This window comes from Curtobacterium guangdongense (genome assembly GCF_049341845.1).
In the GTDB taxonomy this organism is placed as follows: Bacteria; Actinomycetota; Actinomycetes; order Actinomycetales; family Microbacteriaceae; genus Curtobacterium; species Curtobacterium guangdongense.
Genome location: NZ_JBMPIT010000004.1, coordinates 365,168 through 371,474 on the forward strand (window position 1 = coordinate 365,168; position 6,307 = coordinate 371,474).

Annotated in this window: 10 protein-coding genes; 4 read left to right on the plus strand and 6 right to left on the minus strand. The window is 71.4% G+C overall.

Annotated elements, in window-relative coordinates; translation table 11 throughout:
• Nucleotides 1-86: 86 nt before the first annotated feature.
• The 3 genes from ACO0E1_RS08420 to ACO0E1_RS08430 are packed head-to-tail and all read right to left on the minus strand — an operon-like array spanning nt 87 to nt 2,277.
• Nucleotides 87-983 (minus strand): aminoglycoside phosphotransferase family protein, encoded by an 897-nt coding sequence (locus ACO0E1_RS08420; protein WP_422873769.1) that lies wholly within the window; start codon nt 981-983, stop codon nt 87-89.
• The gene (locus ACO0E1_RS08425; protein ID WP_422873770.1) at nt 980-1,741 is read right to left on the minus strand and encodes a hypothetical protein; all 762 of its coding nucleotides are present in this window, start codon (nt 1,739-1,741) and stop codon (nt 980-982) included. The genes ACO0E1_RS08420 and ACO0E1_RS08425 overlap by 4 nt, the downstream gene beginning before the upstream one ends.
• A complete protein-coding gene (locus ACO0E1_RS08430) occupies nt 1,738-2,277 on the minus strand; it encodes a histidine phosphatase family protein (RefSeq protein WP_422873771.1) in 540 nt (179 codons plus the stop codon). The genes ACO0E1_RS08425 and ACO0E1_RS08430 overlap by 4 nt, the downstream gene beginning before the upstream one ends.
• Before the next feature lie 78 nt (nt 2,278-2,355).
• Here ACO0E1_RS08430 and ACO0E1_RS08435 point away from each other — a divergent pair, with 78 nt between their 5' ends.
• The gene (locus ACO0E1_RS08435; RefSeq protein ID WP_422873772.1) at nt 2,356-2,595 is read left to right on the plus strand and encodes a hypothetical protein; all 240 of its coding nucleotides are present in this window, start codon (nt 2,356-2,358) and stop codon (nt 2,593-2,595) included.
• Nucleotides 2,596-2,599: 4 nt separating this feature from the next.
• On the plus strand, nt 2,600-3,031 hold the full coding sequence (locus tag ACO0E1_RS08440; RefSeq protein WP_422873773.1) for a RidA family protein: 432 nt from the start codon (nt 2,600-2,602) through the stop codon (nt 3,029-3,031).
• A gap of 15 nt (nt 3,032-3,046) precedes the next feature.
• On the opposite strand, the gene ACO0E1_RS08445 is transcribed toward ACO0E1_RS08440, so the two are convergent.
• The gene (locus ACO0E1_RS08445; protein ID WP_422873774.1) at nt 3,047-3,778 is read right to left on the minus strand and encodes an SDR family NAD(P)-dependent oxidoreductase; all 732 of its coding nucleotides are present in this window, start codon (nt 3,776-3,778) and stop codon (nt 3,047-3,049) included.
• A 70-nt stretch (nt 3,779-3,848) separates the two neighbouring features.
• Here ACO0E1_RS08445 and ACO0E1_RS08450 point away from each other — a divergent pair, with 70 nt between their 5' ends.
• Both ACO0E1_RS08450 and ACO0E1_RS08455 read left to right on the plus strand, forming a co-directional pair.
• On the plus strand, nt 3,849-4,253 hold the full coding sequence (locus ACO0E1_RS08450; RefSeq protein WP_422873775.1) for a putative immunity protein: 405 nt from the start codon (nt 3,849-3,851) through the stop codon (nt 4,251-4,253).
• 75 nt (nt 4,254-4,328) lie between these two features.
• A complete protein-coding gene (locus ACO0E1_RS08455; RefSeq protein ID WP_422873776.1) occupies nt 4,329-4,922 on the plus strand; it encodes a hypothetical protein in 594 nt (197 codons plus the stop codon).
• A gap of 104 nt (nt 4,923-5,026) precedes the next feature.
• Here ACO0E1_RS08455 and ACO0E1_RS08460 read toward each other — a convergent pair whose 3' ends face one another.
• Both ACO0E1_RS08460 and ACO0E1_RS08465 read right to left on the minus strand, forming a co-directional pair.
• Nucleotides 5,027-5,155, minus strand: coding sequence for a hypothetical protein (locus tag ACO0E1_RS08460; protein ID WP_422873777.1), 129 nt, complete (start codon nt 5,153-5,155; stop codon nt 5,027-5,029).
• A gap of 159 nt (nt 5,156-5,314) precedes the next feature.
• The gene (locus ACO0E1_RS08465; protein WP_422873778.1) at nt 5,315-6,082 is read right to left on the minus strand and encodes an SDR family NAD(P)-dependent oxidoreductase; all 768 of its coding nucleotides are present in this window, start codon (nt 6,080-6,082) and stop codon (nt 5,315-5,317) included.
• Nucleotides 6,083-6,307: the final 225 nt, after the last annotated feature.

Genomic DNA, 6,307 nt, shown 5'->3' on the forward strand with positions numbered 1-6,307 from the left:
CCGGCGCGCTGGTACCGGCCACGGCCGGACGGGAGGCTCGTGGCGGGCCCGCACCGTGCCTCCCGTCCGGTGGGTGGTCGGGCCGGTCAGCCGTCCAGGAGCGCGACGCGTCGGAGGAGTTCGAGGGCGAACCAGTCGCCGGTGTGGAGCCGCTGGTACAGGTAGGAGCTGGTCGCCCGTGCCTGCGCGGAGGCGAGCGCGAGTCCGGCGTCGACGTCGGCCGCTGCCGCGAAGCGCCGGATCCGGTCGCGGAACGCACGCTCCGGGTCCGCCGCGGCCAGCAGCGCCTCCCGCTTGCCCGCGGCGACGGTGAACGCGTCGTAGGCAGCCGTGCCGCGCCAGCCCTTCGGGTCGATGGCCAACCACGGCTGCCGCTCTCCGCTGAGCACGTTGCCGAAGTGCAGGTCGCCGTGCAGCATCGTGGACGTCGACTCGGTCGCGAGTGCTCGGATGGTGCTCCTCGCACGGTCGATCACCGCTGTCGGCAGGGCGTCGGGGAGTGCGGCGACCTGCTGGTCGAGTTCGGCTTCCCAGCCCTCGGTCGTGTCGGCGAGCGCCGACGTTCCCGCGGGAGCCGGGACGGCGAGGCGACGAGCGAGGTCGCCCGCGATGTCGATCGCCTCCTCGGCCGTCGCGACGCTCTCCAGCGTCTCCGGACCGGCCCGTTCCAGGAGCAGCGCGAAGGAGTCCTCGTCGGCGTCGAGGAGCCGGACCGCTCCGTCGCCGTCGAAGCTGCGGAGTGCGTGCGGCTCGCTGCGGTTGCCCGGGTGCGGGAACGAGACCTTCAGCGCCGCGGACACGTCGCCCCGACGAACCGGCAGGACGACGGCGACCTCGCCGTGGGTCGGAGCGCCGTCGAGCTCGCAGTTCCACTCGTCGAGCAGCCGCGTGACGATGGCCGGCAGCGCGGCGAGCCAGGCGGTCCCGGCCGCTCCTTCGCGGCTCGTCGTCGCACAGGTCAGGCCCTCGGGAACGTCGATCATCGTCGGTCGAACTCCACGATCGCCGCCACGTGCCCGGTGGCCGTCACCATCCGCTGGTGCCATTCGCGGGGATCACCGTCACGCCGATCGACGTCCTGCCCGAAGTCGTCTCGCGCCCGGAACCGGATGCCGTCACCGTGGAACGCACCCACGCTGCCACCCCGCGCGGCCACGAGCATCGGCCACGTGACATCGCTCGCGATCGAGGTCTCGCGGCTGTGTGTGACGATCGTCTGCGCGGTGGCACGGGTCATCAGGCGCATCGCGATCATCAGGTCCCACCGCTCGTCGAGGCCGTTCGCCAGTCCGTAGACGTGGTTGACGAGTTCCTCGGTGCGTCGGAGCCGCTCCGGCGCGTCTGCCATCGCGGCCGGGGAGCGCCCGACGACGAGGAGGTCCTGGTCGCGTTCGGCCAGACAGCGCTCCACCTCGTCCCGTGCGGTGCTCAGCCAGCGCAGGAGGTGGTCGAGGTCGGAGTAGAACACCCGGGCGAGGCCACTCGGGACACCGAGCGCGAGGGCGTCCTGTCGCGCGGTGCCGATCCCCACCGTGCCGGCACCGTGCTCGCCGAAGGTCGTCGGCAGGTCCAGGGCTCGCAGCGCGTCGATGGTCGCGGGGTGGGTCTCGGCCGTCGCGTTCACGGCCAGGGCTCCGAACACCTCGGAGAGGCTGCGGCCAGCGTGCTCGATGCCCGGGGCGAACCGGCCCAGCGGGTCGTGGCAGGTCACGGCGAGCGCGACGTCGCGGGTGCTGCTCATCTCGACCGCCCGACATCCGTGAACGGGACGTGCTCGCAGAACCCGACGGCCCTGCCATCGAGACCCGTGAGCGCTTCGATGACGAAGGCGTGCGTGACCACCAGGACCGCGGCGCCGTCCTGTGGGAGTCGCGCGAGCGCTGCGGTGGCGCGCTCGCGGATCTGTTCGGCCCCTTCCCACCGTGCTCCGGCCGGCGGGACTCCGTGATGGTCGCGGAACTGCTGCGTCGCTCGCTGCCAACCCGCATGGGTCTGCGTTGAGGAGATGCCTGACTCCCACTCGCGGAGGTCGACGTCGACCGTCAGCGAGAGCTGTAACCGCAGCGCGATGATCGCCGCGGTCTGGAGCGTGCGGGTCATCGGTGAGCTCACGATCTCGGACAGACCGAGGCGCTCGAGCACTGCGGCGGCTTCGTGCGCCTGCTGTCGGCCGACTCGCGACAACGCCGCGGTGTCCCGAGACCGGAAGTCGAGGCCGCGAGCCTCGGTCGCCTCGTAGTCCGGCTGCGCGTGCCGGAGCAGGTGGATTCGGGACACCGCTCCACACTAGGACGACTGCCTCGACAAGCATGTCGAAACGGGGCACGCTCGGGTGCAGGACGAACGGGGGACGCAGTGAACCGAGTGGTGGCGTGGACTGCGGTTGCGATCATCAGCACGCTGATCGTGGTCTTCTTCGCGATGTACCAGGTCGGCAGCTGTGCCGACGCCGCACCGGGGCAGGGCGAGAGCGTGTGCACCTCCGGCCCCGCGATCGGCGTTCCCGGTCTCTGGGTGGTGTCGATCATCGGCGCGGTCGTCGTGGCCGTTGCCGTGTGGCAGATCGTCCGAGCGTGGCGGACCCTGTCACGATGACGTGGTGAACAACGTCGTCCGCCTCATCCGCTCTGCAGCCCTCAGCGACACGGCGGAGTACGCGTACGCGGCCACGGCGCCCAGCGGCACGCGCTTCGTGTTCCTCGCGGGTGCGTGCCCGCTCGAGCCGGACGGTTCGACGGCGGCGGTCGGGGACTACGCCGGGCAGGCGGCGAAGTGCGTCGAGACGATGCAGGAGGCGCTCCGATCCGCCGGCGCGACCATCGAGGACGTCATCAGCACGCGGGTGCTCGTCGCGTCCGCCCGACAGGCCGATCTCGTCGCCGCGTGGGAGGTCGTGCGGGATGCATTCGGAACCCACGACGTCCCGAGCACACTGCTCGGCGTCACCGTCCTCGGCTACGACGACCAGCTCGTCGAGATCGAGGCGATCGCGGCGGTCCGAGACGCCGGATCGGACAGCCCGGTCCGCTGACCCACGCACCAGGGCTCAGCGACCGCCGAGGGGGATCCCCGTCTCCTGTTCGAGCGCATCGACGAGCGCGTCGCGGAAACGACGGTCCGAGACGGCCGGGTGCGGTTCCTGCTGCTGCCCGTGGAACCAGTAACCGCCCGTGACGGTCGCGCTGGGGTCCGTCACGAGGTCCTCCTGGGTGCGGTGTCCGAGGGCGAAGTCGTCTGGGGCGCCGGCACCACCCATCTTCGTCGGCACCCACCCCGGGTCGACCGCGTTGCTGCGCACCTCGGGTCGCCGCTCGGCCACCGCAGCCATCAGCGCCGTCACGAAGAGCTTCGTGTCGGAGTAGCTGCTCGAACCGGAGCTCCCGCTCCAGTCCACGCCCTCGAGCCGAGGTCGGCCGCCCCGGTGCATCCCGCTGCTCAGGTACACGTGGCGGGCCGGAGACCGAACCAGCGCCGTGACGAGGAACGGCGCCACCACGTTGACCGGGACGAGCGACCGGCCCGAGATGACACCGGCGTTGTGGATGACCGCGTCGAACTGCGGGCCAGCGTCGAGCTCTCGTGCGGCAGCGATCACGGCGTCGCGATCCGACAGGTCGACGACGACGAGGTCCGCGCCCCGCGCCGTCAGGTCGGACAACGAGTCCGCGCGGTCGGCGTTGCGGGCGTGCACGACGACGTCGTGTCCGGCGCCGAGGAGCGACTCGGCCGTCGCGCGACCGAGTCCGTCGGTGGAACCGGTCACAAGGATGCGGGTCATGCATCCATCCTCCTCCGGCCCGCCGACCGACGGGTGGCGCACTTCGACAGCGGAGTGGGAGGCTGCGGGCGTGCCCTCCCCACAGACCCCCAGCGAGGACGACCGCAGGATCGTCGCAGCGTGGGCAGCGCGGTTCGCCGCGGGACGCGCTTCCGGCGCAGCGACGTCGCCGGCGGGGAAGGCGGCGGCGTGGGCGGCCGGTCAGGCCTCCGGCGTCGCACACATGGGGGCACACGCCCTCGGCGCCGCGGCCTACGCGGCGAAGGCGGCCGAACTCGCCGACCCTGGACGTGGTGGCGCCGACGAGATCGCGGGGCAGATCGCGCACATGAGCGAACCCGTGCGCGCCGCGCTTCTGCGGTTGCCGTTGCTCGGCGAGGACTCGTCCGGTCCGCTCGGCGCCGGACTCCTCGCCTCCGGAGTGCTCGGACAGACCATCCGGACGATCCAGTCGGGACTCGCCGGCTCCGGCTGAGCGACGGGTTCGTACGACGCTCCCTCGCACTGCGCGAGTGTCCCATCGCACACCGGACTCTGGCATCGTCGAGCCGTGCGCCCGTCGACGATCTTGCTCGCCGCCATCACCGTCGCCTTCGGAGTCGCGACGGCCGTCCTCGCGGTCCTGATCGGCACCGACGAGGAACGGGCCCTGTCCACCGAGCTCCGCCTCGGCATCCTCATCACCTTCGGGTTCGGCGTCGCCTGCGTCACCACCGAGGTCAACCACCGTCGGCGAGCGCGCCTCCGGCACAAGGGCCAGACCCATCCCGGCACCGCGTTCGTCACCGCGCACGCGACGGATTCGACGGCCGCCGACCTCGCCGCTTGGAACCCCAGCCTGCGCGTCTGGTTCCCGTGCGACCTGGGCTTCGACCACACGGGGATCACGAGCTGGTCGACGCGCGACGACGGAGAGGGGATGCCGATCGCGCTCCGTTCGGAGGTCCTCGGCTTCGACGTGTTCAGCGAGCCCACACCGCGCGGTGTCGCGTACCGATGGGGGATCGTGGTCCACCTCGCACCGAGGAGGTCGGGCCCCGGAGCGGTCCACCTGTGGGTGGCCGACGACCAGCCGGCGCAGGACGAGTACGCGATGCGCCGGACGATCAGTCGGATCGAGTCCGCACTCGGCACCGGTCGCTGACCGGCACCGTCCGGTGGCGGTGACCGGTCACCGGACGGGAGGCTCGTGGCGGCCTGGCACCGAGCCTTCCGTCCGGTACGGGGCGCGTCGTCGGGGCAGCCGGGTCAGCTGCCCGCCGCCCCGGACCGGTTCAGCCGGTCTGCGGCACGGCCGAGCAGCCAGTTCACCGCCCAGCCGACGAAACCGATCACCGGCAGGAACAGCACGGCCACGGTCCAGGCGACCTCGATCACGTCGTCCTCCATCTCCAACAGGTCGGGCCCGTCCTCCCCGGGTGGTCGCGGCTGCGCTGCAGACGGCAGCCGCGACCCATCGGATTCACTCCCCGCCACCAGTCTGCGTCGGCCGGTCGGCCAGGGACATCCACCGAGAGGACGAATTCCGAGCCGGCGTCAGAGCCCGACGCTGCCCTGCGAGATCCCGCCGTCGATCGTCACCGTCGTGCTCGTCATGTACGCGGCCTTCCCGGACGCCAGGAACACGACCACCTCCGCGATCTCGTGCGGCTTCGCCGGTCGTCCGAGCGGGATGGCCGCGTCGAGCTGCTTGAGCTTGTCGGGATCGGACGTCGTCGCCGTGTTGATCGGGGTGTCCACCGCACCGGGAGCGATGTTCACGATCCGGACACCGTGCGGGCCGAGCTCGACACCGCCGCTCCGCGCGAGCATCCGCATCCCGCCCTTCGACACGCAGTACGCGAGGTTGCCCGGCATCGGCCAGTCCTCGTGCACGCTGGAGATGTTCAGGACCAGACCGCCGGAGCCCTGTGCGATGAACTGCTTGGCGGCCGCCTGCGTCCCGAAGAACGCGCTCTTCATGTTGACCGCCATCACCTTGTCGTAGCCCTCCTCGGTCTCCTCGAGCAGGGACTTCCGGTCCTCGATGCCCGCGTTGTTGACCAGGACGTCGAGGGATCCGAACGCGTCGACGGCCTTCTGCACCATGCGGTGCAGATCGGCCGAGGTCGTGATGTCCGCGTCGACGCCGACCGCGTGACCGCCGGCCTGCTCGATCCGGTCGATCAGCGAGTCCGTCTCGTCCGGGTGCGCGACGTAGTCGATGACGATGTTCGCGCCTTCGGCAGCGGCGGCGAGGCAGATCTGCTCGCCGATCCCGCTGTTCCCGCCGGTGACGACGATGGTCTTGCCCTCGAGCAGCATGCGGTCTCCTTGTGTGGGGGGATGGTGCGTCCCACGGTGCTCCGCCGCGGCTGGGGTCGCCCGCACGATCCGCTGAAGCATCGCGCAGGCAGCCAGGAGGACGCGGAAGGCGCCGCTCCGTCCGGAGCGGCGCCTTCGTGGCGATCTGGGGGGTGTTACTTGATCTTGGCGGTGATGGTGGCGGTGCCGACGAGGAGGCCGCTCTTGACGGCGTCGGTCTTGAAG